The organism is Thauera mechernichensis (assembly GCF_029588855.1).
Taxonomy (GTDB): Bacteria; Pseudomonadota; Gammaproteobacteria; order Burkholderiales; family Rhodocyclaceae; genus Thauera; species Thauera mechernichensis.
In genome coordinates, this window is sequence record NZ_JARQZE010000004.1 from 1 (window position 1) to 25,469 (window position 25,469).

General features: G+C 65.1%; 23 protein-coding genes. 15 read left to right on the forward strand and 8 right to left on the reverse strand.

Features of this window, described 5'->3' with window-relative positions; all coding sequences use genetic code 11:
* Positions 1 to 139: FAD-dependent oxidoreductase (locus P7F68_RS07040; RefSeq protein ID WP_277832379.1), on the reverse strand; the 139-nt coding region annotated here is incomplete at its 3' end.
* A gap of 165 nt (positions 140 to 304) precedes the next feature.
* Between P7F68_RS07040 and P7F68_RS07045 the strand changes: the two genes are divergently transcribed.
* From P7F68_RS07045 to P7F68_RS07055, 3 genes are all read left to right on the forward strand, one after another.
* Entirely contained in the window at positions 305 to 712 is a 408-nt protein-coding gene (locus P7F68_RS07045) for an acyl-CoA thioesterase (RefSeq protein ID WP_002926627.1), read from the forward strand.
* An 86-nt stretch (positions 713 to 798) separates the two neighbouring features.
* Positions 799 to 2,787, forward strand: coding sequence for an acetoacetate--CoA ligase (locus tag P7F68_RS07050; RefSeq protein ID WP_277831854.1), 1,989 nt, complete (start codon positions 799 to 801; stop codon positions 2,785 to 2,787).
* 14 nt (positions 2,788 to 2,801) lie between these two features.
* Positions 2,802 to 3,344, forward strand: coding sequence for a hydrolase (locus P7F68_RS07055; RefSeq protein WP_002936761.1), 543 nt, complete (start codon positions 2,802 to 2,804; stop codon positions 3,342 to 3,344).
* An 88-nt stretch (positions 3,345 to 3,432) separates the two neighbouring features.
* On the opposite strand, the gene P7F68_RS07060 is transcribed toward P7F68_RS07055, so the two are convergent.
* Positions 3,433 to 4,326 (reverse strand): DUF4394 domain-containing protein, encoded by an 894-nt coding sequence (locus P7F68_RS07060; RefSeq protein WP_277831857.1) that lies wholly within the window; start codon positions 4,324 to 4,326, stop codon positions 3,433 to 3,435.
* Positions 4,327 to 4,395: 69 nt separating this feature from the next.
* Between P7F68_RS07060 and P7F68_RS07065 the strand changes: the two genes are divergently transcribed.
* The 7 genes from P7F68_RS07065 (at position 4,396) to ftsB (ending at position 16,941) form a co-directional block, all read left to right on the forward strand.
* Positions 4,396 to 5,010 (forward strand): methylamine utilization protein, encoded by a 615-nt coding sequence (locus P7F68_RS07065; RefSeq protein ID WP_277831859.1) that lies wholly within the window; start codon positions 4,396 to 4,398, stop codon positions 5,008 to 5,010.
* Positions 5,010 to 7,406, forward strand: coding sequence for a bifunctional diguanylate cyclase/phosphodiesterase (locus P7F68_RS07070; protein WP_277831861.1), 2,397 nt, complete (start codon positions 5,010 to 5,012; stop codon positions 7,404 to 7,406). The genes P7F68_RS07065 and P7F68_RS07070 overlap by 1 nt, the downstream gene beginning before the upstream one ends.
* Positions 7,407 to 7,571: 165 nt before the next feature.
* Positions 7,572 to 12,395, forward strand: coding sequence for an NAD-glutamate dehydrogenase (locus tag P7F68_RS07075; RefSeq protein WP_277831863.1), 4,824 nt, complete (start codon positions 7,572 to 7,574; stop codon positions 12,393 to 12,395).
* 161 nt (positions 12,396 to 12,556) lie between these two features.
* Positions 12,557 to 14,194 (forward strand): CTP synthase, encoded by a 1,638-nt coding sequence (locus P7F68_RS07080; protein ID WP_002926615.1) that lies wholly within the window; start codon positions 12,557 to 12,559, stop codon positions 14,192 to 14,194.
* Positions 14,195 to 14,205: 11 nt separating this feature from the next.
* Positions 14,206 to 15,045: a 3-deoxy-8-phosphooctulonate synthase gene (gene kdsA / locus P7F68_RS07085; RefSeq protein WP_002936749.1), complete on the forward strand. Its 840-nt coding sequence runs from the start codon at positions 14,206 to 14,208 to the stop codon at positions 15,043 to 15,045.
* Positions 15,046 to 15,201: 156 nt separating this feature from the next.
* Positions 15,202 to 16,485 (forward strand): phosphopyruvate hydratase, encoded by a 1,284-nt coding sequence (gene eno, locus P7F68_RS07090; RefSeq protein ID WP_002926611.1) that lies wholly within the window; start codon positions 15,202 to 15,204, stop codon positions 16,483 to 16,485.
* Positions 16,486 to 16,668: 183 nt separating this feature from the next.
* Positions 16,669 to 16,941 carry a cell division protein FtsB gene (gene ftsB, locus P7F68_RS07095; RefSeq protein ID WP_002926610.1) on the forward strand — a complete coding sequence of 91 codons (273 nt, stop codon included), beginning with the start codon at positions 16,669 to 16,671 and terminating at the stop codon, positions 16,939 to 16,941.
* A 24-nt stretch (positions 16,942 to 16,965) separates the two neighbouring features.
* Here the strand turns inward: ftsB and P7F68_RS07100 are convergent, their stop codons facing one another.
* From P7F68_RS07100 to P7F68_RS07110, 3 genes are all read right to left on the reverse strand, one after another.
* The gene (locus tag P7F68_RS07100) at positions 16,966 to 17,574 is read right to left on the reverse strand and encodes a C40 family peptidase (RefSeq protein WP_277831869.1); all 609 of its coding nucleotides are present in this window, start codon (positions 17,572 to 17,574) and stop codon (positions 16,966 to 16,968) included.
* Between the two features lie 55 nt (positions 17,575 to 17,629).
* Positions 17,630 to 18,421, reverse strand: coding sequence for an SIMPL domain-containing protein (locus P7F68_RS07105; RefSeq protein ID WP_277831871.1), 792 nt, complete (start codon positions 18,419 to 18,421; stop codon positions 17,630 to 17,632).
* A gap of 103 nt (positions 18,422 to 18,524) precedes the next feature.
* Positions 18,525 to 19,079 carry a gamma carbonic anhydrase family protein gene (locus tag P7F68_RS07110; RefSeq protein ID WP_277831873.1) on the reverse strand — a complete coding sequence of 185 codons (555 nt, stop codon included), beginning with the start codon at positions 19,077 to 19,079 and terminating at the stop codon, positions 18,525 to 18,527.
* Between the two features lie 175 nt (positions 19,080 to 19,254).
* Here P7F68_RS07110 and P7F68_RS07115 point away from each other — a divergent pair, with 175 nt between their 5' ends.
* The 4 genes from P7F68_RS07115 to P7F68_RS07130 all read left to right on the forward strand — a co-directional run bounded on the left by P7F68_RS07115 (position 19,255) and on the right by P7F68_RS07130 (position 22,580).
* The gene (locus P7F68_RS07115) at positions 19,255 to 20,100 is read left to right on the forward strand and encodes a 23S rRNA (adenine(2030)-N(6))-methyltransferase RlmJ (protein WP_002926603.1); all 846 of its coding nucleotides are present in this window, start codon (positions 19,255 to 19,257) and stop codon (positions 20,098 to 20,100) included.
* Between the two features lie 7 nt (positions 20,101 to 20,107).
* Positions 20,108 to 20,476, forward strand: a complete 369-nt coding sequence (locus tag P7F68_RS07120) for a nucleotide pyrophosphohydrolase (protein WP_002936742.1) — start codon at positions 20,108 to 20,110, stop codon at positions 20,474 to 20,476.
* A 126-nt stretch (positions 20,477 to 20,602) separates the two neighbouring features.
* The gene (locus tag P7F68_RS07125; RefSeq protein ID WP_002936740.1) at positions 20,603 to 22,183 is read left to right on the forward strand and encodes an inorganic phosphate transporter; all 1,581 of its coding nucleotides are present in this window, start codon (positions 20,603 to 20,605) and stop codon (positions 22,181 to 22,183) included.
* 55 nt (positions 22,184 to 22,238) lie between these two features.
* Positions 22,239 to 22,580 carry a DUF3301 domain-containing protein gene (locus tag P7F68_RS07130; RefSeq protein WP_002926597.1) on the forward strand — a complete coding sequence of 114 codons (342 nt, stop codon included), beginning with the start codon at positions 22,239 to 22,241 and terminating at the stop codon, positions 22,578 to 22,580.
* Positions 22,581 to 22,596: 16 nt separating this feature from the next.
* Here the strand turns inward: P7F68_RS07130 and folE are convergent, their stop codons facing one another.
* From folE to fabI, 3 genes are all read right to left on the reverse strand, one after another.
* A complete protein-coding gene (folE, locus tag P7F68_RS07135) occupies positions 22,597 to 23,235 on the reverse strand; it encodes a GTP cyclohydrolase I FolE (RefSeq protein ID WP_002926595.1) in 639 nt (212 codons plus the stop codon).
* A gap of 73 nt (positions 23,236 to 23,308) precedes the next feature.
* Positions 23,309 to 23,905, reverse strand: coding sequence for a hypothetical protein (locus P7F68_RS07140; RefSeq protein WP_002926593.1), 597 nt, complete (start codon positions 23,903 to 23,905; stop codon positions 23,309 to 23,311).
* Positions 23,906 to 23,920: 15 nt separating this feature from the next.
* Positions 23,921 to 24,700, reverse strand: a complete 780-nt coding sequence (gene fabI, locus P7F68_RS07145; protein WP_002936728.1) for an enoyl-ACP reductase FabI — start codon at positions 24,698 to 24,700, stop codon at positions 23,921 to 23,923.
* A gap of 188 nt (positions 24,701 to 24,888) precedes the next feature.
* Here fabI and P7F68_RS07150 point away from each other — a divergent pair, with 188 nt between their 5' ends.
* Entirely contained in the window at positions 24,889 to 25,398 is a 510-nt protein-coding gene (locus tag P7F68_RS07150) for an HAD domain-containing protein (protein ID WP_002926591.1), read from the forward strand.
* Positions 25,399 to 25,469: the final 71 nt, after the last annotated feature.

Here is a 25,469-nt window from a genome sequence, read left to right on the forward strand (position 1 = left end):
CGGCGGCCTTCTCGATCAGGCACACCGACAGCTCCTGGCCCTTGGCCGTGGCGAGCTGTTTCAAGCGGATCGCTGCCGCCAGCCCGGCCGGGCCGCCGCCGACGATCAGCACGTCGAATTCCATCGATTCTCTTTCCATCCTGTTCTCCTGTTCCCGTGTGGGAGGTGGCGCCCCTCTTGTGTGGCGATTGTATACCCTTGCGCTTATGCAGACGGCTGGCCCGCAGTCTGCACAACATACGGATGCGTATGTTACATTAGCTCGCTGCACATACAACAGCAAACTACAACAGGAGACTGCGGCATGAACGAACGTGCGAAGCTCATCCATACCAGCCGGATCCCCGTGCGCTGGGGCGACATGGACGCCTACGGCCACGTTAACAACACGGTATATTTCCGCTACTTCGAACAGACGCGCGTTGAATGGCTCGAGGCCATGGGATGTCGGGTCAGCGTCGAAGAGGCCGTTGGGCCGGTGATCATCAATGCCAGCTGCACTTTCCTGGCGCCGGTGAACTACCCGGCAACCGTCGTCATCAAGATGTATGCCGGTGAGCCAGGGCGCTCCAGCGTGATGACCTGGTACGAGTTGTTTGTCGAGGGCGAGGACAGGCTCTATGCCGAAGGGGCGGCAAAGACGGTGTGGATGGACACCCGCAGCGGCAAGTCGTCGCCGATGCCCGATTTCGTTCGTGCCGTGTTCGAATAGCGAACGCGCTGATTCAATCGTCACAAAAACAAACGGGCGCGCCGTCGGGCAGTCGGCGGAGCGTCGATTGATGGAGAGGAGACAACGTGAATTCTGCTGAACAGAGCCCGCTGTGGACACCGTCGCCCGAGCGCGTCGCTGCCGCCAACGTGACCGCTTTTCGCCTGGCCGCCGAGAAGCGCTGGGGCGTGAGCCTGCCTGACTATGAGGCCTTGTATGCCTGGTCGGTGGCGCACCCGGAGCAGTTCTGGGTGAGCGTCTGGGAGGGTGACGGCATCGGTGGTGGCGTCATCGGCAGCCGTGGCGAGCGCGTGCTCGTGGACGCCGAGCGCATGCCGGGTGCGAAGTGGTTCCCCGATGCGCGATTGAACTTCGCCCGCAACCTGCTGCGTTCGCGCGACGCGCATGACGCGATCGTGTTCTGGGGCGAAGACAGGGTGAAGAACCGCATGAGCCACGGCGAGCTGTATCGCGCTGTGGCCCACTTCGTCGCTGCGTTGCGCGAGATAGGTGTGGGAGAGGGCGATCGTGTTGCCGCCTACATGCCCAACATGCCGGAGACGGTGGTCGCGATGCTTGCCGCGGCGAGCATCGGTGCGATCTTCACCTCGGCCTCGCCGGACTTTGGCGTGCAGGGCGTGCTCGATCGTTTCGGCCAGACCGAGCCCAAGGTGCTCATTGCCTGCGACGGCTACTACTACGGCGGCAAGACGGTGGACGTGCTGGGCAAACTGGGCGAGATCGTTGGCCAGCTGCCTTCGATCAAGCGCGTGGTCGTCGTGCCTTACGTGCACGCCGAGCACGATCTCTCGCACGTGCCGCATGCGCGCATGTACGCCGATTTCATCGCGCCCTACCATTTCGTCGATGACATCGAGTTTGCCGAGCTGCCCTTCGACCACCCGCTCTACATCATGTACTCCTCGGGAACCACTGGCGTGCCCAAGTGCATCGTGCATTGCGCCGGCGGCGCGCTGCTGCAGCACCTGAAGGAGCATCGCCTGCACAGCGACGTGAAGCGCGGCGACCGCGTGTTCTACTTCACGACCTGCGGATGGATGATGTGGAACTGGCTCGTGTCGGCGCTGGCCGCCGAGGCCACGCTGCTGCTCTACGATGGCTCGCCCTTTGCCGGCGATAACCAGATTCTGTTCGATTACGCCGACGCCGAGCACATGACCCACTTCGGTACCTCGGCCAAGTTCATCGACGCCGCGGCGAAGTTTGGCTTGAAACCCAGGGAAACCCACCGGCTCGACACCGTGCGCGCCATGATGAGTACCGGCAGCCCGTTGGTCCCGGAAGGCTTCGAGTACGTCTATCGCGATATCAAGGCCGATCTGCAGCTGTCCTCTATTTCGGGCGGAACCGACATCATCTCCTGCTTCGTGCTTGGTTCTCCCGTGCTTCCGGTGTGGCGCGGCGAGATCCAGTGCCGCGGCCTGGGCATGGCGGTGGATGTGTGGGACGACGATGGCAAGCCGGTGCGCGGCGAGAAGGGCGAGCTGGTGTGCAGCAAGCCGTTCCCGGTGATGCCGATCGGTTTCTGGAACGATGCGGACGGCAGCAAGTACCACGCCGCCTATTTCGATCGCTTCCCCAATGTGTGGTGCCATGGCGACTTCTGCGAAATCACCGCTCATGGCGGGCTGATCATCTACGGCAGGTCGGATGCCACGCTCAACCCGGGCGGGGTGCGCATCGGCACGGCCGAGATCTACCGCCAGGTCGAGAAGTTGCCCGAGGTGGTCGAATCCCTGGTGATTGGCCAGGACTGGCCGCCGCAGAACCCGAACGACGTGCGCGTGGTGCTGTTCGTCAAGCTGCGCGAGGGGCTTGCGCTCGATGATGCGCTCGCCAGGCGCATCCGCCAGACGATCCGCGACAACACCACGCCGCGCCACGTCCCGGCCAAGGTGTTGCAGGTGGCGGACATTCCGCGCACCAAGAGCGGAAAGATCGTCGAACTGGCGGTGCGCAACGTGGTGCATGGGCGCCCGGTCAAGAACCAGGAGGCGCTCGCCAACCCCGAGGCGCTGGCGCATTTCCGCGACCGTGCCGAACTCGCAGACTGAATGGGCAAGCCATCATGCTGATGAACCGTGACAAGTCCGTGCTGTTGATCGTTGATGTGCAGGCCAGGTTGGCGCCCTCCATACATGACAGCGACAAGGTCGCGGCCAGCTGCATCTGGCTCGCCAGTGTTGCCGAGCGCGTTGGCGTGCCGGTGGTGGTCACCGAGCATTTCCCTGCCAAGATCGGAGGCACGCTCGACGCACTGCGGGCGGTTACGCCCGCTGCCGAATATGTCGAAAAGCAATGCTTCTCGGCGCAGGCGGACGGTTGCCTGAAAGGCACTGCGGTCGAGGCGCGTCGGCAGGTGATCGTGTGCGGCACCGAGGCGCATGTCTGTGTACAGCAGACCGCGCTCGATCTGCGCTGGGCGGGGAAGGAAGTCTTTGTCGTGGCTGAGGCCTCGGGGTCGCGCGATCCGGCCAATCGCGACCTGGCCTTTGCACGCATGCGCAGCCATGGTGTCGAGATCGTGTCATGCGAGATGGCGGCCTTCGAGTGGCTCCAGCGAGGTGGTACCGAGCTCTTCCGCGAGATCAACCGCGACTTCATCCGCTGACATTGAGCGGCAGCGCTGTTCACGGCGCTGATCCACGAGCTGGAGCAGAATACGCGGGGGACGGCTCAGGCCGTCCCCCGCGCTCGTTTCAGGGCTCGATGGCCATCCCACGCAGGCGTTCGCCGCTGCCTACCGGGCCGAGCACACGCGCCGCACCGGTGCCGAGGTCGATGTGATGGAGCGTGGCTGCAGGCATGGTGGTGGTGGTCAGTACCGCGAGCGCGGTGTTGCTGACGTCAGAGATGTCGAAGTGCGCATCTTCGATGCCCTCCACGCCGAGTTGGCCCACGGTATGAAGCTGACCGCTGTTCGGCGAAACGACGGGCTGGGTACCTTCGATCGAACCCTGGCGAACCAAGCTCGCACGCCCCGCGTCAATGGCGAAGTTGGTGGTGAGCTTCTCATCCTGCTGATTGTAGGTATATGCCGCGGCGATCACGTATGCGGGCTTTTCTGCGGCAGGGTCACCCGCAGCGTACGCGAGGCGGCCGTCGGCCTGGAGGCCGTCCTGATCGGGAGAAAAATCGACCAGGGTGCCGGTTTCCGGATGCGCACGCAGGTTCTGACCGGCGTCGGAGACGATGCGAATGCGGTCGGCAGCCGGGTTGAAGTCGAAGCCGAAGCGTTTTCCTTCGAGGGCGAGCGCGAAGACTTGCGTGCCGACCGGGGTTAGGGTGCCGGTTTCCACGTCGACCGTGAATAGCCGACCCGATGAGCCCAGTGCGTACATCACGCCGTAGGCGACCCGGTAGTCGATGCCCAGGATGCTCTCATCGCTGCCGAGGCCGACCAGCTTCACGCTGCGGATGATTTTATGCGGTTCGGCCGCTGAAACCGCGATAAGCTCATGCGACTCCGTGACGGCATGGATCCTGATTCTCTCCAGTTCGGCGGCGTCTGCAGGCGAGGCAAGGCCGACCGCTAGCGCGGCGGTAAGCAGCGCATTGAGCGGCAGGTGGCGTGGCAGCTTGGGCTGGGGCATGGGCATTCCTCTCGGGGCGGGCTGGGCTTCGTGGATGAGCAAAGATAGGACAGCATGCGGATTTCGTACGTGATCGATTTGGCAGCCAGACGCGGGATGATCCTCGCTGCGATTGGCTGCATCGTTCCGGCGCCGGCGGCGCTCGCGGACAGCCTCACCGTCAGGGTTGTCGATGAGCACGGTGCTGCGTTGCAGGACGTGGCGATGGCGCTCAAGCCCTTGGTGGGCGTACCGGCCATGCGGGTTGCAGAGTTCGAGATCGTGCAGCGGGACAAGCGCTTCATCCCGCTGATGACCGCGGTGCCGACGGGTGCCTCGATACGGTTTCCCAACCACGACACGGTGCGCCATCACGTCTATTCGTTCTCGCCGGCGAAGACCTTCGAACTCAAGCTCTATCTCGGCACGCCTGCAGCGCCGGTTGTGTTCGACAAGCCTGGCGTGGTCGTGATGGGCTGCAACATTCATGATCACATGGTGGCCTACGTGGTGGTGTTCGATTCGCCGTGGGTCGGTGTCAGTGACGAAGCTGGCGAATTGCGCCTGCAGGGCGTGCCTGCTGGCGACTACAGGCTCGAGTACTGGCACCCGCGCTGGGTCGGTGCCGACAATTCGGTAGCCGGTACGCCGGTGCGTATCGATGGTGATGCGCGCTTTACCCTCGTCGTCGGGGCGCAACCCTGATGCGATTCGGCTTCCGGCGCCTGCAATGGCGGATTGCCGCCTGGACGGCGATGATCCTGCTGTCGGTCCAGATTGGCGGCCTGTTCCTGTTCGAGCATGTTGGGCGCAGCAGTGCGCTGCAGGAGGTCAAGGTGCAACTCGACACCGGCGACCGCGTGCTCGATCGCCTGCTCGAACAGCGCAGCGCCCAGTTGGCGCAGGCGGCGCGAGTGCTCGCGGCCGACTTCGGCTTCCGTGAGGCTGTGCTGACCGGTGACGCCGACACTGCAGCCTCTGCGCTCGGGAACCACGGCTCCAGGATCGGTGCCAGCCTGATGTTGCTCACTGGGCTGGATGGCCGCGCGCTCGCCGCTCATCCCGCTGGGGGCGACGCGTTTGCGCAGCGCCTTGCGCGCTTCATCGCCGATGCGCAGGCGCGTGGCGCAGCGACGGGTTTCCAGGTCGTGGGCGACAGCGTTTTCCAGTTGGTCGTGGTGCCGGTCATGGCGCCGGTGCCGGTCGCCTGGGTGGCGATCGGTTTCGTCGTAGACGAGGCGCTTGTGCACGACCTCAAGCGGGTAATCGGGCTAGACGTGAGTCTGGTGCGCGGTCGTGAGCTTGAGGCAGCGCTGGTGGCCAGTACCCTGCCGACAGACGTCGACGCTGCGCAACTGCTTGCCGATGCGGGGCGTGGCATGCTTGTCGGCGGCTTCGAGTACGCCGGCCTGGTGCGCGACCTCGATCCACTTGCCAGCGAGCGTGTCTTCGCCGTGCTCCAGGTCTCGCTCGAGCGTGCGCTCGAACCCTGGGAGCGGCTCTATCGCGAGTGGTCCGGGCTGACGGTCGCAGCTACTGTCGCCATGCTGCTGGCCAGCATGTGGATGGGGCGCACGATCGCGTCGCCGGTGACCCGGCTTGCCGAGTTCGCCCGGCGCGTCCGTGTCGGCGAGTATGCCGCCCCGCCCATGGTGCGGCGCGAGGACGAGATTGGCCGACTCGCCACGGCCTTCGCCCTGATGACGGAGGCCATCGCCAGCCGCGAGGCGCGCATCTCCGAGCTGGCCTACCGTGACGTGCTGACGGGGCTGCCCAATAGGGTGCAGTTCGTCGAGTCGCTCGATCGCTTCGTGCGCAGCTTCGGGGAGCGTGGTGAGCGTCTTGCCGTGCTGACCCTGGATATCGACCGCTTCAAGCTCATCAACGATTCCCTGGGCCACGATCTGGGCGACCAGGTGCTGCAGGAGGTCGGTCGTCGCCTGCAGCATGCGGGCATGCGCCGGCGCGACCTCGCGCAAGGCCTGCAGGACGAGGCCAACGCATGCGCGCGGCTGGGCGGGGACGAATTTGCGGTTCTCGTGCCCGGGGCGGACGCCGTGGCTGCCAGGGTTGTGGCCGAGCGTATCGCTGCCTTGCTCGAAGCGCCGATGAACGTGCAGGGACAGCTGGTCGATGTGCGTGCGAGCATCGGTATCGCCCTCTACCCCGATCATGGCAACGACGCCGGCGAGTTGATGCGGGGCGCGGATGTCGCCATGTACAAGGCCAAGCAGGCCCATGCCGGTCATGCCATATACGACCCGGCGCATCATGGCCGCAATGCCGCCCGCCTGTCCTTGCTCACCGAGTTGCGCCAGGCCGTCGAGGGCGATGAACTGGTGCTCTACTACCAGCCCAAGCACGCCTTCCGCTCGTCAGCCATGCTCAGTGTGGAGGCGCTCGTGCGCTGGGTTCATCCCAAGCGTGGCTTCGTGCCGCCGATGGAGTTCATCCCGTTTGCCGAACAGACCGGCTATATCAGGGCGATCACGCTGTGGGTGCTCGAACGCGCAGTGCGCCAATGCGCAGAGTGGCGGCGCGCGGGGAGGGCAGTGCATGTCGGCCTCAATCTCTCGGCTCGCGACTTGCTGCATCCTGAACTGCCGGATCAGTTCCGCGCCATGCTTGAGCATCACGGCTGCGAGGCGCGCTGGATAACGCTCGAGATCACCGAAAGCGCGGTGCTGGACGATCCGCGCAAGGCGCTGGCAACGCTCGAGCGCCTGCACGCCACCGGCTGCCAGCTTTCGATCGACGACTACGGTACGGGTTACTCATCACTCTCCTATCTGCGTCAGATGCCGGTCCAGGAGCTCAAGATCGACCGCAGTTTCGTCATGAATCTCACCACCCGGCCTGGCGATGAGCTGATCGTGCGCTCTACGATCGAGCTCGCGCACAGTCTGGGGCTGGTGGTGACGGCGGAGGGCGTGGAAACCGAGGAGATCCTCGTGCGTTTGGGCGAGCTCGGTTGTGATCTGGCGCAGGGCTATTTCGTCTCCAGACCGGTTGATGCCGCAGGGCTCGAGGCCTGGATGGACCATTCGCCTTGGGCGCGTGGCGACCATCCGTCCGGCACTGAGCCGACGAATTGCGCGTGACCCGCAGGTCTCCCACCTAGGGAAAACGTGGCTTAACCTTTTGCTTCCGTTGGCATAGCCTCGGCCTTTGTCCTACGGCGCAGCGAAACGGAACACCGGCACGCCTGCCGTTGTACTCCGGCCATGGCCTTCGCTGCGTTCAGTCCAATGAGCGGGGGGATAGACATGGAAAAGCGCGAGCAGAGCAGGCTGGGCGGATTGATCGACGCGGTCGTCGAGCAGATCGATGCCCGCCTGCCAGCGGATCAGGCCGCGGCGGTAGGCGCCTTTGCGGCGCGCTTCTTTGCGCAGGTGGATCCGGACGATCTCGAGGACCTGCCGCTCGCCGATCTCTACGGCGCGGTGCTCAGCCAGTGGCACTTCATTTCCCAGCGCACCGGGGGCAGCAGGGTGCGTGTATCGAACCCGCGACTCGATGAGCAGGGCTGGGAATGCCCGCACACGGTAATCGAGATTGTCGGTGAGGACATGCCCTTCCTGGTGGACTCGATCACCATGGAGGTGGCGCGCCAGGGGCTGACGCTGCATCTCATCATTCATCCGGTCATGAACATCCAGCGCGATGCGCAGGGGCGACTGCAACACGTGCGCGAACGTGGAGAGCAGGGTGAGGGCGCATGTCTGGAATCGATCATGCACCTCGAGGTGGACCGGCGCAGCGACCCGGCGGACCTCAGTGCGCTGCAGCAGGGTTTGGAGCATGTCCTGGCCGACGTCCGCGCTGCAGTCGGCGACTGGCCGGCGATGCGTAGCCGCCTGGGCGAAATCATTGACGGGCTGGCCGCTTGCCCGGCAAGCGTGGACGCTGCCGAGGTCGATGAGGTGCGCGCATTCCTCGAGTGGCTCGCTGCGGACAATTTCGTGCTTCTCGGGTGCCGCGATTACAGCCTCGTGGGCGGTGACGACGGCCATGAACTGCATGTGGTGGCAGGTTCGGGGCTGGGGCTGCTCCATGGAGACGGCGAGGAGGGCGCCTCGCGCTCGTTTGCCGCACTGCCTCCACAGTTGCGCGCGCAGGCGCACCTGCCCAAGCTGCTCACACTGACCAAGTCCAACTCGCGCTCGACCGTGCATCGACCGGGTTACCTCGACTTCATCGGCATCAAGGCCTTCGACGCCGAGGGGCGGGTGACGGGCGAGAGGCGGGTCATCGGGCTGCTGGCGTCCACCGCTTACAGCAGCAGCCCCCGGCAGATCCCGCTGCTGCGGCGCAAGATCGACGCGGTGTTCGAGCGTGCCGGCCTGCTACCCGGCGGCCATGCGGCCAAGGCATTGATGACCTTGCTCGAGCGCTACCCGCGCGACGAACTGTTCCAGATCTCGCCCGACGAGCTCTACAGCCACGCAATGGGCATCCTGCGTCTGGGAGAGCGCCTGCGCACCCGCCTGTTCGTGCGTTGCGACCCCTTCGCGCGCTATGTGTCCTGCCTGATCTACGTGCCGCGCGAGCACTACAACACCGACCAGCGCAAGCGCATGCAGGCGGTGCTCACCGAGGCCTTCAACGGCGTGTCGTCCGAGTTCGACGTGCAGTTCTCCGACTCGGCGCTGGCGCGCATCCTGATCACGGTGCGCACCCCCGACGGCAACATCCCGCCCTTTGACACCAGGGAGCTCGAGCAGCGCCTGATCCGTGCCTCGAGGCGCTGGGAGGACGAACTCCAGCAGGCGCTTGTCGAACAGTGCGGCGAGGAGCGCGGGCTGGCACTGATGCGCCGCTACGGTCCGGGCTTCCCGGCCGGATACCGTGAGGACTACTCGCCGCGCATGGCAGTGTTCGACATCGAGCAGATCGAGGCCCTGGCCGACGGCGATGCACTCGGGCTCAACCTCTACGTTCCGCTCGAGGCGCCGGTAGGCCGCCTCAACCTGCGCCTGTACCGCCTGGACGGTCCGGTTCCGCTGTCACAGAGCCTGCCCATGCTCGAGCGTATGGGCGTCAAGGTGATGGACGAGCGCCCGTCCGAAATCGAACGCCAGGACGGGCGCACGGTCTGGCTGCACGATTTCGGCCTTAACTACGTTGGCGCCGAGCGCCTGGATATCCATGTCGTACGCCCGCTGTTCCAGGACGCTTTCCTGCGCGTCTGGCGGGGAGAGGTCGAGAACGACGACTTCAATCGCCTTGTCCTGCTCGCCGGGCTGTCGTGGCGTGAAGTTGCCGTGCTGAGGGCCTACGCCAAGTACATGCGACAGGCCGCATTCACTTTCAGTCTCGCTTACATGGAGCAGACGCTTGCCGCCTATCCGCAACTTGCACGCGCCCTGTTCGAGTTGTTCCGCATGCGCTTCGACCCGGTCGCGACAGCTGACCGGGATGAGCGCTGCGCTGCGCAGGTCGCCGCCATCGAGACCGGCCTGGCCAGTGTCGCCAACCTCGATGAGGACCGTATCCTGCGCCAGTTCCTGGCGATGATCCTGGCCACGCTGCGCACGAACTGGTTCCAGCGCGGCACGGATGGGCAGCCCAAGTCCTACACCTCGTTCAAGCTGTTGCCGGCCAGGATTCCCAACCTGCCGCAGCCGTTGCCGATGTTCGAGATCTTCGTGTACTCGCCCCGCTTCGAGGGCGTGCACCTGCGTGGCGGCAAGGTGGCGCGCGGCGGCCTGCGCTGGTCGGACCGCATGGAGGACTTCCGCACCGAGATCCTCGGTTTGGTCAAGGCGCAGATCGTCAAGAACGCGGTGATCGTGCCAGTGGGGTCCAAGGGCGGCTTCGTTGTCAAGTGCCCGCCGGCCGAGGGCGGGCGGGAGGCGCTGGTTGCCGAGGGGGTGGCCTGCTACCGCAACTTCCTGCGCGGCCTGCTCGATGTCACCGACAACCTGGTGCAGGGCGAGGTCGTACCGCCGGCCGAGGTGGTGCGCCACGATGAGGATGACCCTTACCTGGTGGTCGCGGCCGACAAGGGTACGGCCACGTTTTCCGACTACGCCAACGAGGTTGCGGCCGAATACGGCTTCTGGTTGGGCGATGCCTTTGCTTCCGGCGGCTCGGTGGGTTACGACCACAAGAAGATGGGCATCACCGCGCGCGGCGCCTGGGAGGCTGTCAAGCGCCACTTCCGCGAGATGGGGCGGAACATCCAGGAGGAGCCGTTCACGGTGGCCGGCATCGGCGACATGTCGGGCGACGTGTTCGGCAACGGCATGCTGCTGTCCCGGCAGATCCGCCTGGTCGCCGCCTTCGACCATCGCCACATCTTCATCGATCCCGATCCAGACCCCGCGCAGGGCTGGCAGGAGCGTGCACGCCTGTTTGCGCTGCCACGCTCGAGCTGGGACGACTACGACAGGGCGTTGATCTCGGCCGGTGGCGGCGTCTGGCCGCGCAGCGCGAAGTCGATCCGTCTCACCGAGCAGATGCGCACGGCGCTCGACGTGCAGGCCGAGAGCCTGACCCCGACCGAGCTCATCCGCGCCATCCTCTGCGCACCGCTCGACCTGCTCTACAACGGCGGGATTGGCACCTACATCAAGGCTGCCGGCGAGTCCGATGCGTCGGTCGGCGACCGCGCCAACGATGCGGTACGCGTCAACGGGGGCGATCTGCGCGTCAAGGTCTTCGGCGAGGGCGGTAACCTGGGGGCGACCCAGCTCGGCCGCATCGAGTTCGCCCTCGGTGGCGGGCGGGTCAATACCGACGCCATCGACAACTCGGGCGGGGTGGATTGCTCCGATCACGAGGTCAATATCAAGATCCTGCTCGGCGGCGTGGTTGCCGAGGGCGAACTCACCCTCAAGCAGCGTAACCAGTTGCTCGCCGACATGACCGAAGAGGTCGCCGCGCTGGTGCTGCGCGACAACTACGCGCAGACACAGATCCTGTCGGTGACGCGCAGCCGTGGCGCGGCGCTGATCGACGAACAGGCGGACTTCATGCGCCGCCTGAGCCACGCCGGCAGGCTCAACCGCAAGCTCGAGTTCCTGCCCATGGATGAGGCGCTGCAGGAGCGCAAGGCCAACCGCATCGGCCTGGTCACGCCCGAGCTGGCGGTGCTGCTGGCGTACAGCAAGATCGAGCTCTACGACGAGGTGCTCGCCTCCGACGTGCCCGAGGATCCGTACATCCGTACCGCGCTCGAACGCTACTTCCCCGTGCCGCTGCGTGAGCGCTTCGGTGCGCAGATCCAGGCCCACCCGCTGCGGCGCGAGATCATCTCGACGCACGTCGTCAACAGCATGATCAATCGTGTCGGCCCGACCTTCGTCAGCCGGCTCAAGGCCGAGCTGGGCGCTTGCGCGCCCGACATCGTGCGTGCCTACATGGCGACGCGGGAGGTGTTCGGCCTGGTCACGCTGTGGAGCGATATAGAGGCGCTGGACAATCGCATCCCCAACACGGTGCAGATCGAGCTGATCAACGAGTCCGAGCGCCTGGTTCAGCGCGGCACGCTCTGGTTCCTGCGCCATCGCCAGTGGCTGGTCGATCTGCAGGCGACGCTGGCGCACTTCTCGCCGGGCGTGGCGACGCTCGCCGGCGGGCTGGCCGGCTACGTCGGCAGCGCCTACCGCAGCGAGCTGGAGGCGTCGATCGAGCGCAAGCAGGAGCAGGGCGTTCCCATGGATCTCGCCTGCCGTGTCGCTGCGCTCGACGAACTCTACTCGGGACTGGACCTGGTCGAGGTCGCGGTCGAGAGTGGACGCGAGGAGGCGGTGGTGGCGCGGGTGTATTTCGGCCTGGGTGGAGAGCTGGATCTGCACTGGCTGGGGGGGCAGATCTCGGCCCTCAATGCCGATACACGCTGGCAGACCCTGGCGCGCGGGGCCTTGCGCGGTGATCTTTCCGCGCTCGCGCGTGCGCTTGCCAGCGACGCGCTGCGGCTCGCCCCCGATGAGCAGGAGGTTGCCACGATCATCGCCGCCTGGCAGGCCAAGAACGCAATCCCGCTCGAGCGCTACCGCCACCTGGTCGCCGAGGTGCACGCCGCACCCAGCATCGACATGGCCATGTTGTCGGTGTTGCTGCGCGAGTTGCGTGGCATGAGCTGATCGGAGGCCACCGGCCGCGCATGCGGCCGGTGGCGCGGTGGCGGCTGCACGCCCAGACCAGCATGCAGTGCTTCGTGCGATTGTCCCCTGTCGAGTGCGCCGCCTGCTGACGAGGTTCGGGTGCATCGGTTATCATCGCGCTTTCCCGCAGCACATCTCCCATGACCAAATACGTCTTCGTTACCGGCGGTGTCGTGTCCTCCCTGGGCAAAGGCATCGCGGCCGCCTCATTGGGGGCGATCCTCGAGTCCCGTGGCATCAAGGTCACGCACCTCAAGCTGGACCCCTACATCAACGTCGATCCGGGCACCATGAGCCCGTTCCAGCACGGCGAAGTCTTCGTCACCGAAGACGGCGCGGAAACCGACCTCGACCTCGGCCATTACGAGCGCTTCACCAGCGCCAAGATGAGCAAGCGCAACAACTTCACCACCGGCCAGATTTACGAGTCGGTGCTCAAGAAGGAGCGTCGCGGCGAGTACCTGGGCAAGACCGTGCAGGTCATCCCGCACATCACCGACGAGATCAAGGCCTACGTCAAGCGCGGTGCCGAGGGTGCCGACGTGGCGATCGTCGAGGTCGGCGGCACGGTGGGCGACATCGAGTCGCTGCCCTTCCTTGAGGCCATCCGCCAGATGGGCTTCGAGGAAGGCCGCCATGGCACCTGCTTCATCCACCTGACGCTGCTGCCTTACATCCCGACCGCCGGTGAGCTCAAGACCAAGCCGACCCAGCACTCGGTCAAGGAGCTGCGCGAAATCGGCATCCAGCCCGACATCCTGTTGTGCCGCGCCGACCGTTCGATCCCGGTCGATGAGCGGCGCAAGATCGCGCTGTTCTGCAACGTGATGCCTGAGGCGGTCATCGAGTGCCTGGATGCCGACTCGATCTACAAGATCCCCGGCATGCTGCACGACCAGATGCTCGACCAGATCGTCTGCCACAAGCTCGACATCCTCGCCCGTGCGGCCGACCTGTCGGTGTGGGAGAAGCTCATCCACGCACTCGAGAACCCGAAGCAGACTGTCAACGTCGGCTTCGTCGGCAAGTACGTCGATCTCACCGAGTCCTACAAATCGTTGATCGAGGCGCTCAATCACGCCGGCATGCACACCGAGTCGAAGGTGAAGATCCACTACATCGACTCCGAGGACATCGAGCGCGATGGCTGCAGCGTGCTCAAGGCCATGGACGCCATCCTGGTGCCGGGCGGCTTCGGCAAGCGGGGTACCGAGGGCAAGATCGCTGCGATCCGCTATGCGCGCGAGAACAAGGTGCCCTATCTGGGCATCTGCCTCGGCATGCAGCTCGCGGTGGTGGAATTCGCCCGCGACGTGGCGGGCCTGGAGGGTGCGCACTCGACCGAGTTCGAGCGCGACACCAAGCACCCTGTCATCGGCTTGATCACCGAGTGGAAGGATCGCAGCGGCAAGATCGAGAAGCGCAGCGAGGAATCCGACCTCGGCGGCACGATGCGCCTCGGTGGCCAGGTCTGCCAGCTCAAGGAAGGTACGCTGGCACGCGACATCTACGGCGCGGCGGAGATCATGGAGCGCCACCGCCACCGTTACGAAGTCAACAATACCTTGCTTGCCAAGCTCGAGGACAAGGGGCTGGTGGTGTCGGGCCGTGCTCCCGTCACCGATCTGTGCGAGATGGTCGAGTTGCCCGCCGACGTCCACCCCTGGTTCGTCGGCTGCCAGTTCCACCCCGAATTCACCTCCAACCCGCGCAAGGGCCATCCGCTGTTTACCGCCTACGTCAAGGCGGCAATCGCGCGCAAGCAGGCCGCGGCCTGAAGGAGCGAAGCATGAACCTCTGCGGTTTCGAAGTCGGGCTCGACAAGCCGGTGTTCCTGATCTCCGGCCCCTGCGTGGCCGAGTCCGAGCAGATGTGCCTGGACATCGCCGGCCAGATGAAGGAGATCTGTGGCGAGTTGGGCATTCCCTACATCTTCAAGGCGTCCTACGACAAGGCCAACCGCAGCTCGGGCAAGAGCTTCCGCGGCCACGGCATGGACGCTGGCCTGAAGATGCTCGAAGCGGTCAAGAAGCAGCTCGGCCTGCCGGTGTTGACCGACGTGCACACGATCGAGGAGATTCCGGTCGTTGCATCGGTGGTCGACGTCCTGCAGACGCCAGCCTTCCTGTGCCGCCAGACCGATTTCATCCACGCCGTAGCTGCCAGCGGCAAGCCGGTGAATATCAAGAAGGGCCAGTTTCTCGCCCCGGGCGACATGAAGAACGTCGCCGACAAGGCGCGCGAGGCCAATGGCGGTGCAGACACCATCATGGTGTGCGAGCGCGGTGCTTCCTTCGGCTACAACAACCTCGTCTCCGACATGCGCTCGCTGGCCATCATGCGCGACACCGGCTGCCCGGTCGTGTTCGATGCCACCCACTCGGTGCAACTGCCCGGCGGGCAGGGAACGGCTTCCGGTGGCCAGCGCGAGTTCGTGCCGGTGCTCGCGCGCGCCGCGGTGGCGGTGGGCGTGGCGGGTCTTTTCATGGAGACCCATCCGGACCCGGCCAAGGCCTTGTCCGATGGCCCCAACGCGTGGCCGCTGCCGAAGATGAAGGCACTGCTCAGCGTGCTGAAGGACATCGATTCCCTGGTCAAGCGCCAGGGTTTCCTGGAAACCGCTCTTTGAGAACAGGTCTGGAGGGCGTGCGGTATCGCACTTGCTGATGCGGGCTATCGCGCGGTGGTGCCCACGAGGCACCGTTTGCGCGGCAGCATGTGCAGCCCGTGATCAGCGCCCTCTGCCGATCGTACCGAGTATCCCCGTACTGCAACAGGACAAAACATGAGTGCAATCGTTGATGTGATCGCCCGCGAGATTCTGGACTCCCGCGGTAACCCTACGGTCGAAGCCGACGTGCTGCTGGAATCCGGCGTGATGGGCCGCGCTGCGGTGCCGTCGGGCGCCTCCACCGGTTCGCGCGAAGCGATCGAACTGCGTGACGGCGACAAGTCGCGCTTTCTCGGCAAGGGCGTGCTGCGCGCGGTCGAGAACGTGAACACCGAGATCGCCGAGGCGATCATCGGCCTCGACGCCGAGGAGCAGGCCTTCATCGACCGCACCCTGATCGAGCTCGACGGCACCGAGAACAAGTCGCGCCTGGGCGCCAACGCCATGCTGGCGGTGTCGATGGCGGTGGCCAAGGCCGCCGCCGAAGAGGCCGGCCTGCCGCTGTACCGCTACTTCGGCGGTTCGAGCCCGATGGTGATGCCGGTGCCGATGATGAACGTCATCAACGGTGGCGAGCACGCCAACAACAGCCTGGATATCCAGGAATGCATGATCATGCCCGTCAGCATGGGCAGTTACCGCGAGGCGCTGCGCTGCGGCGCCGAGATCTTCCAGCATCTGAAGAAGATCGTCGATGCCAAGGGCTACCCCACCACGGTCGGCGACGAGGGCGGCTTCGCCCCCAACGTTTCCGGTACCGAGGAGGCGCTCAACCTGATCCAGGAGGCCATCGTCGCCGCTGGCTACGTACCGGGCCAGGACGTGCTGCTGGCGCTCGACTGCGCCGCCAGCGAGTTCTACAAGGACGGCAAGTACGAGCTCAAGGGTGAAGGCCTGTCGCTGAGCGCCGAGGGTTTCACCGACTACCTCGAGACCCTGTGCGACAAGTTCCCGATCGTGTCGATCGAGGACGCAATGGCCGAGGGCGACTGGAACGGCTGGAAGATCCTGACCGAGCGTCTTGGCAAGCGTGTGCAGCTGGTGGGCGACGATCTTTTCGTCACCAACACCAAGATCCTCGCCCAGGGCATCGAGCAGGGCGTGGCCAACTCGATCCTGATCAAGATCAACCAGATCGGCACGCTGACCGAGACCTTCGCCGCCGTCGAGATGGCCAAGCTCGCCGGCTACACCGCGGTGATCTCGCACCGCTCGGGCGAGACTGACGACTCGACCATTGCTGACATCGCCGTCGGCCTGCGCGCGATGCAGATCAAGACCGGCTCGCTGAGCCGTTCGGACCGCATCTCGAAGTACAACCAGCTGCTGCGCATCGAGGAAGATCTCGGCGACACCGCCAGCTACCCGGGCAAGCGCGCCTTCTACAACCTGCGCTGAGCAGGTGGCTGACGATGCCGGCGGCGAGTCCGCCGGCTTTTTCATGCGCGCCGGCCGCGGCCGCCCGCATCCTGCGGCAGCGGCCGCGATGCGCCCGATGTTGCATCCATCACGGTCTTCGTTCCGGCCCCCGTTCTCGCAGCCCATCGTGCGTTCCTTCCCGACCTACCGACTCCTTTACCGATGCGCTGGCCGATCCTGATCCTGATCGCACTCGTGGTCCTGCTTCAGTATCCGCTGTGGCTGGGCAAAGGAGGGTGGCTGCAGGTCTGGGAGACCGATCGCCAGCTGCAAGCGCAGCGCGAGGAGAATCTGCGCCTCGAGCAGCGAAATGCCAGCCTCGAGGCCGAGGTCAATGACCTGAAGTCGGGCAACGAGGCGATCGAGGAGCGTGCGCGCTTCGAACTCGGTCTGACCAAGCCCGGCGAAATCTACGTGCACACGCCGCGGCGCTGATGCGCCCGGTGTAGCGGGTGTGCGTCAGCAGCCGGTCACAGCGCAAGCCGGCGCGTCGCTGCGGGCGAGGCGGTCGGGCCCTGAGACGAGTGTGCGCGCACCGTCCACCCGCGCGGCGAAGTAGCGGTTGTCCATTCTGTCCACCCGTACCCGGCCCCGGCTTGAGGGGGCATGGATGAAGCGCCCGTCACCGATGTAGACGCCCATGTGCGAATGGCGGCGCTGCATGGTGTTGAAGAAAACAAGGTCGCCCGGCTGCAATTGACCGAGTGCGATGGGGCGGGTGCTGTCGGCGATCTGCGCCGCGTTGTGGGGCAGGCGATGGCCGCTGATGTTCTCGACGATGTAGGCGACCATGCCGCTGCAATCCAGACCGGCTTCCGGATTGCGTCCGCCGAATTGGTAGCCGGTGTCGAGCAGGCCAAGGGCGAACAGGACCATTTCGCGCGCCTGTTCGTCGCCAGCGAGCGTGAAGAAGCGTGCGTCGGGTACGCTGGGCCGCTGTGGAGCCTGGGCGGCGGGCGGGGGTTTGGTGGACGTGCCGCAGCCTGCAAGTGCGGCTGCGACAACGGTCATGACGGCTAGCGTCGCAGCGCGCAGGCGCGATGCAGGGCGGGACAAGGTGGCTTGCATGGCGCAAAGATACGCCACAGCCTTGCACCGGGTCCAGCCCAGTTCACGGAATGCCTCAGTCGAGGAGCTCGATCTTTCCGTTTACGTTGATCGAGACGAGGCTCTCGCCGCCCTCCATCGGTGCTGGCGCGGCGTCGGCGAGCATCGCGGTGGCGCGCATGCGTGGCATCACCGGAGGGTAGTGGCCGCTGTCGCCGATCGACAGGCTGGCAATCCGGTAGCGCTTGCCAAAGCTGTTGGCGATCAGTGCGGCGCGGCGCTCGAAGGCACGCAGGGCTGCCACCGTGGCCTCGTCGACCGCGGCCATGCGGGTGTCCGGTGCGGGCTGCATGCTCAGCTGCGAGAGCGCAAGACTGCCCTGAAGGGTGCCGACGAGTTCTGACATCGCCCCCAGATTACGGCTCTCGAGATGGATCTCCGAGCGCATCCGCCACGACTCGATACGGCCTTGTCCGTCCTTTGCGTAGACCGGCCAGGTCGATACGTTGCCCGACTTGCTGGTGACGTCGGCATGTGCGCTGGCTGTCTGCAGGGCCGCGGCTATGTGGCGATTGACCTCGCGTGCCACCGCGCCGGGGTTGGGGCCGTGGTGCTCGGCGTACAGCACTGCCACCGCAAGGTCGTTGGCCGCCGGCTGGCTGGCCTCAGCCGAGAATTCGATGATCTGCGCGCGCCCTGTGCCGTCCGCTTCACTTGCGAGGGCTGCTGTGCCTGCCAGCGTCAGGGTGGCTGCGAGCAGGCCGCCGAGAGCGAGGCGTGCGAGTTCTGGCAGGCTGGCAGGCCGAACGGCTACGGAGCGGGCAGGGGCGGCAATGTGCCCGCTGGGGGAGAGGGGGCTGGGGCGCATGAGGCAATCTCCTTCTGATGCATTGTCAGTCCGGCGTGCACGATGCCGGCCGGTTGCACGCATTCTGTCAGGATGCGCTGCAGCCTGCAGCCCCCAGGACGTTTCAGGGCGTTGCCGGGGCGATCACGCTGGCCGGGTCGATCGCGCACAGCGCTTGTCCGTAAAGACGCGCGTTATCGACATAGTGCTGGGCGTTCCAGGCGAGATGCTCGACTTCGGCGTCGGTCAGGGTACGGATCACGCGTCCGGGTGAGCCGACGACGAGCGAGCGGTCGGGAATGACCTTGCCTTCGGGGATGAGTGCATTGGCACCGATGATGCAATTGCGCCCGATCACCGCCTTGTTGAGGATGACGGCGTTGATGCCGATCAGGCTGCCGTCGCCGATGGTGCAGCCGTGCAGCATCGCCATGTGGCCGACGGTGACGCCGCTGCCGATGGTGAGCGGTACGCCCTCGTCGTTGTGCAGTACCGAGCCGTCCTGGATGTTGGTGTCGTCGCCGATGATGATCGGGTCGTTGTCACCGCGCAGTACGACGTTGTACCAGATGTTGACGTTGCGGCCCGCGGTCACGGCGCCGATCACCGTGGCATTGTGGGCGATCCAGCTGCCGGCTCCGAAACGCGGCTTGCGATCGCCCAGGGCATAGATGCTCATGCTTGTTCTCGCTATGTATGTCTCCAGCCGGGTGATCACGGCTGTCGGGGGGCGCATCATAGCAAGGGCACTGCAGCATGCAAACCTCCTTATCTGCTCGATGTTGCTGATCCAGCGAGGATTTTGTCCGTTCTGCGGGGGGTGCTAGGATGCGTGCCGCAAACGGAAGACCTTCATGCTCAGTTATCGTCACGCCTTTCATGCGGGCAATCACGCCGATGTGCTCAAGCACACCGTGCTGCTCGAACTGCTCGCCTACTACAACCGCAAGGACAAGCCCTGGATCTACATCGACACCCATGCCGGCGGAGGTTGCTACGCGCTTGAAAGCGAGCAGGCGGGCAAGACTGCAGAATTCGGCGAGGGCATCGGCCGACTGTGGGCGCGAGATGACCTACCCGCGCCGCTTGCCGCCTATGTGGCCGCGGTCGGGCAGTTCAATCCGCATGGACGCCTGCTGTTCTATCCCGGCTCTCCGGCCCTCGCCATGACGCAGGCGCGGGCGCAGGATCGACTGCGACTGTTCGAGCTTCATCCGGCCGATTTCGAGTCCTTGCAGCGTACCTTCGATCGTGAGCAGGAGCGTGTGCAGGTGCGTCGCGCAGACGGATTCGGCGCACTCAAGGGGCTGTTGCCACCGCCATCGCGGCGGGCAGTGGTGCTGATCGATCCCCCCTACGAGGTCAAGGACGACTACCGCCGGGTGGTCGATACCCTGCGCGATGCACTGCGTCGCTTCCCGACCGGCACCTTTGCGGTGTGGTACCCCATGCTCTCGCGGACCGAGGCGCGCATGCTGCCCGAGCGCTTGGCCGAGCTTGGTGCGGAGAGCTGGCTTGACGTACGGTTGGCCGTGCGCAGTCCAGCCCGTGATGGTTTCGGCATGTTCGGCAGTGGCCTCTACGTGGTGAATCCACCGTGGCTGCTGCCCGAACGCCTGGAGAAGACGCTGCCCTGGTTGGTCGAGCATCTTGGGCAGGACGAAGGTGCCGGATTCGACCTCGAGCACCACATCGAGTGAGTTGAAGATGGACGACACAGCTGTCCGACCCGACTCACTGCTCGAACTGCGCGAGGCCCTGCGCCGGTTTGCCGCTGACCGTGACTGGGAGCCGTTCCACACCCCAAAGAATCTCGCCATGGCGCTGGCGGGCGAGGCGGGTGAGGTGATCGAGCACTTCCAGTGGCTCACCGCCGAGCAGTCGAGCGCGCTGCCTGCTCCTGTGCGCGCGGAGGTGGCGCATGAACTCGCCGACGTACTGCTCTACCTGGTGAGGTTGGCAGACGTGCTCGATATCGATCTAGCCGATGCTGCGCGGGCCAAGATGGCGATCAATGCCGATCGCTATCCTGTGGCGCGTGCGCGCGGCAGCGCGAAGAAATACGACGAACTCTGAGCGCGGTTTGGCTCGTGGTCGCCGTGGTGGAGCCAGGGCGCTCATCGTCCCAGCAGAAGTTCCGATTGGGGCGCTGCAAATTTTCTGAAACAATACGGTCTTTACAGTACTCGGGGTTGTCCGGTTGTGGACCTGAAGCACATCAGCGATATCGAGAAGGCAGCTTACCAAGGGCGGGGTGAGGTGTTCCGCCTTGGCATGGGCGTGCTGTTCATCGTCGGCGTCATGTTGTATTCCGCCATGCGCGGAGGCGGTGAAGGCAGCCTTACGCTGGTGGTGGCGGCGATGATCGGCGGCTACATGGCGATGAACATCGGCGCCAACGACGTTGCCAACAACGTCGGCCCGGCAGTGGGCTCGAAGGCGCTCACGCTCGCCGGCGCCCTCGTCATTGCCGCAATCTTCGAGGCGGCGGGCGCACTCATCGCCGGTGGCGAGGTGGTGAGCACTATCCGTGGCGGCATCATCAACCCCGACCTGATCGCCGATTCGGACACCTTCGTGTGGATCATGCTCGCAGCCCTGCTCGCGGGTGCCATGTGGCTCAATATCGCCACCGCGGTGGGGGCGCCGGTGTCGACCACTCACTCCATCGTAGGCGCGGTGCTGGGCGCAGGCATGGCAGCCGCAGGGCCCGGGATCGTGGCCTGGGGCACGATGGGCAACATCGCCGCAAGCTGGGTAGTGTCGCCGCTGCTGGGCGCGCTCTTTGCCGCCGGTTTCCTGTATCTGGTCAAGCGCAGCATCACCTACCAGACCGACATGGCCGCGGCGGCGCGGCGCATGGTGCCGCTGCTGGTAGGCTTCATGGCCTGGACGTTCTCGACCTATCTCATCCTCAAGGGGTTGAACAAGGTCTGGAAGGTTGGCTTCACCGGGGCCGTGATCTACGGACTGTTGGTGGGTATCGCCGTGTTCCTGCTGGTGCGTTACGTGTTGCGTGGTCGGCAGGGCATCGTCGCCAACACCAAGCAGAGCGTCAACAAGCTGTTTACGGTGCCACTCATTTTTGCAGCCGCGCTGTTGAGCTTTGCCCACGGCTCGAACGACGTCGCTAATGCCGTGGGGCCATTGGCTGCGATCGTCGATGTGGTCAGTTCGGGTGGTGAGTTCCACAAGGCAGCAGCCATTCCGACCTGGGTGATGATGGTCGGTGCGCTGGGGATCGCGCTTGGTCTGGCGCTGTTCGGGCCCAAGGTCATCCGCACCGTCGGCTCCGAGATCACCGAGCTCGACCAGATGCGGGCCTACTGCATTGCAATGGCGGCGACGATCACGGTCATCATCGCCAGCCAGTTCGGCCTGCCGGTGAGTTCGACGCATATCGCAGTGGGTGGCGTGTTCGGCGTTGGCTTCCTGCGCGAGTATCTCAAGAGCAACTACGACCGCATGCTCGCCGAGATCAAGGCTCACCATCCGGAGGGGGACCTGGCAGCGATCGAAGCATTCGTGCAGCGTTTCGAGAAGGCATCGGTCGAGGAGAAGGGCGCAATGCTGGCAGATCTCAAGGAGCGCTCGAAGGCCGCGCAGGATCCGGCCCATTTCTCCAAGGGTGAGCGCAAGGGACTCAAGAAGGTCTATCGCCGGGAGCTGGTCAAGCGTTCGCAGCTGTTGCGCATCGCCGCGGCCTGGGTCATCACGGTGCCAGCTTCGGGTCTGATGGCTGCGATCCTGTTCTTCACCATCCGCGGCATGATGCTGCAATGAGTCGCATGCTCAGCTTTCGTCTGTTGCGCGCTGCGCTCACCGTCTTCGTGCGCCCGTGACCTTCGCCGAGTTGAGTGCAGCCCTGGTGCTGGCCGGACTGGTCTGGTTCTGGTTCGATAGCCTCAAGGCGCGCGAAGCGGGGATCGAGGCGGCGCGGCGCGCATGTTTGCGCGAGGGCGTGCAGTTCCTCGACGAGACTGTGGTCGGCCGGGGGGTGCGCTTTGCGCGTAACGAGCAGGGGCATGCGGTGCTGCGTCGTGCGTTCGAGTTCGAGTACTCGCCGAGCGGCGATGACCGCTATCCGGGTGCGGTGGTGCTCGAAGGGCGAGACGTGGTGCTGGTGGATGTCAGCGCGCACCGCCTCGCGCGCCGCGCCACGGTGATCGATCTGCGCTGAAGGCGCGCTTGGCGCTTCAGGTTCGCCCGCTGTCGATGGCGCGCAGGAATTCGCTGCGCGCCTGTGCCGAGCTCTCGAATGCACCGGCGAAAGCCTGTGTCACGACCCGCTCGTCGCCGCGGCGGTCTTCGCCCAGAAGCAGGCAGAGCTGCTCCGCTTCGATGACGCAGGCCGCACCGGCCGCCTTCCCATGCGTCATCAAGGCATCGGCAATGTCACGCGTCATCCACTCCTGGTAAGTGAAACGGTGGCCGATCGCGTCGACGAGGCGGGCGATGCGGCCGAAGCCGTGCAGCCGCCCGCCTGGCAGGTAGGCCACATGGGCGAGGCCGCGGAAGGGGACGAGGTGGTGGGGGCAAACGCCGTGAACGGCAATGCCGCGTATGACCACCATGTCGCGTCGCGGATCCTCGAAGCCGTCGCCGAGCACCTCGGCCGGGTCCAGGTCATAGCCGCCGAGCAGCCGCTTTTGCCACAGTTCGCGCACGCGTGTTGCAGTACGCCCGGTGTGGGCCGTATCGGGCGCTACGCCGCAGGCCTGCAGCAGGGCCGTGACAGCGCGTTCGAAGGCGTCGGGGTCGAAGGTGCCGCTGCGCGCGATGCCGATGGAGGCCGGGCGCGGGGCGGGAGTGTGGTCGTGATCGTGGTCGTGCATGCGTGAGTCCGCTGCGATGCGTCCTTGCATCGGAGACCCGATGATACGCGCAAGCGCGCGCCGTGGAGACCGTTCAGGCGATGAAGACCGGATCGGAGAAGACCAGCGTTCCGTCCTTGCGCATCATCAGGTTGTTGGTGTTGAGGATGTCCGGCAGTACCTGATACGCCTCGACGAAGTCGGACAGGGCTTTGAGCGCCTGCTGCATGCTGTCGCTCATGGCAAGCGGATTGACGGTCAGATGGTACAGGGCGATGCGCCCCATGTCGTTGCCCAGTCTGCTCCATTGTTCGCAAGCCGACCAGTAGAAATCGATCAGGCGCTTGGCGAGCTCCGCAGCGGGCGAGCCGTCGTCGAGCGGGTAGAGCTTCTCCATCTCGATCAGGTGCAGCGGATAACCTGAGGCGGCTCGGCCGATGATGCCGTGGTCGGCGTGGACGATGGGGAAGTGCTGACCGCTCGGGCGATCCTCCGCGGTGTAGAGGAAATAGTCCGCTGGAGAGCTGCAGACCTTGTACACGCGCTCGCCGTCACCCTTGTCCAGGACGATGGAGTACTCGCCACGACCGATCTCGCGCTTGCCGTCGAGCAGCGGATGCGCCGGCACCGGATCGGGCAGCAGGATTTGCTGCCGTCCCAGTCGGATCCTGGCCGCCTCGAGATCGATCATGGCCCCTCCAAGTGCTTACGCCATGATGTTATAGCCGGCGTCGACGAAATGCACGCCACCGGTTACCAGGCGACCGGCATCGGACACCAGGAAGGCCGTGAGCGCGCCGATGTCCTCGGGGGTGACGAGTGCATGCATGGGTGCGCGCTCGACGGCGGCGGCCATCAGCCCGTCGAAGCCGGCGATACCCGATGCGGCACGGGTCATCAGCGGTCCGGGCGACACCGCGTTGACCCGGATTCCCTTGGCGCCGAGTTCCGCAGCCATGTAGCGTGTAGCCGCTTCCAGTGCCGCCTTGCACAGACCCATCACACCGTAGTTGGGGATGACTTTCTCCGAGCCGAGGTAGGTCATCGTAACCAAGGAGCCGCCGCCGGCTTTTTCGAGCAGGGGTTCGGCCTTCTTGGCGAGGCGGACGAAGGAGTGCGTGGATACGTCCATCGCCAGCGCAAAGCCGTCGGGCGAGGAATCAACGACGCGCCCATGCAGATCGTCGCGCTTGGCGAAGGCCATGCTGTGGATGGCAAAGTCGAGCTTGCCGTGACGGGCGTCGATCTCGGCGAACACGGCGTCCATGGTGTCGGGGCGGGTGACGTCGAGCAGGAACACATCCTCGACACCGAGCCGGTGCACAATGGGCTCGATGAACGCGCGCGTCTTGTCGTTCTGGTAGGTGATGATGAGTTTGGCGCCGGCCTGGGCGCAGGCCTCGGCAACGCCGGTGGAAATCGACTTCTCGTTGGCGATGCCGGTGATCAGGCCGATCTTGCCTTCCAGGTTGATGAGTGGGGTCATGGTGAAGTCCTCGGTTCCGGTTTTGTGTTGTTGCACTGCAACAGTGCGCCACGTTGAGCATACTTTACACTGGAAATATGACTTTCCGTGACATTCGATACAGGCGCTTGCAGCATGCAATGAAGTATATTCCGCATTGCAGCATCCATGGATAGCGGACCCGGGCTCAGTCCCGCGGGGAGTGCAGAATGACACGCAGAGCTTATATTTTCACCGACTTCGACGGGGTTACCCACCCCTGGGGCGAAGTTGAGGATTTCCGCTGCCTGCCGCTGATCGAGGGGGTTGTGCGGGAGTATCCCGAGTCGCGCATCGTCATCGCGTCCGACTGGCGCATGCTGTTCTCGATGCAGAAGCTGCTGGCGCGCTTTTCGTCAGACGTTCATCCGCAGATCGCCGGCGCCACGCCGCACATGCTGCCCAAGAATGGCGCCGAACTGCACGGCTTGCGGGAACGTGAGGCGATGATCTGGCTGAGCCAGCATGAGCCGAACCTGCGTGATGTGGCCTGGTGTGCGATCGATGATGCGCCCGGCAATTGGTCTACGCGGTCGCGGCTGATCCTGACCGACTTCAAGCGCGGCTTTACCGCCGAGGATGCGGATGCACTGCGCCGGATGCTCGAGGGCTTCCGCAGCGGCAACACGCAGCTGCGAGACACTGACCCCCCTTCGTTCTGGGAGCGCAGCATCGCGTGACCGCGCGTGTGCTGGTTCGGCGGAGGTTTGCCTCGCTTGCCCAGCGCCGTCACAATAGGCGCCCGCAAAAT